1 pseudogene is annotated in these 380 nt (G+C 39.7%); it reads left to right on the forward strand.

What is annotated here, in order from left to right:
- Positions 1–39: 39 nt before the first annotated feature.
- Positions 40–380: pseudogene (locus ACQRBJ_RS16300) on the forward strand (transposase); the annotation flags it as partial.

Here is a 380-nt window from a genome sequence, read left to right on the forward strand (position 1 = left end):
TTTCAGTAACTTTGCAAATCACGACAAACGCAAAATTATATGAATACAGGACTTGACCAATATATGGATATCTTTAAAGATGCAGTTGAAGATTCGGCTGCAAAGTTAACAAAAAGTTTCGAGAAAATACTCATCGAGGTGATAATTTTGTTCATGGTAATACCAAGAAAGATAAATTTCACCCAAATGGGGAGGTATGGCTCGCATGTTGAGCAAACCTATCGCAACGCATTCGGCTTAAAAAAGTCGAAAAGCATTGACTGGCTCAAACTTAATGTATCACTTGCCAAGCGCTTCTTTGGTAAACAGGGAAGATGGGCTATTGCCATTGATCCCAGCTACATCAGCAAAGCTGGCAAGAAGACTCCACATATCGGTCG

Origin of the sequence: Prevotella sp. SGI.167, from assembly GCF_050313615.1 — a bacterium.
GTDB lineage: Bacteria > Bacteroidota > Bacteroidia > Bacteroidales > Bacteroidaceae > Prevotella.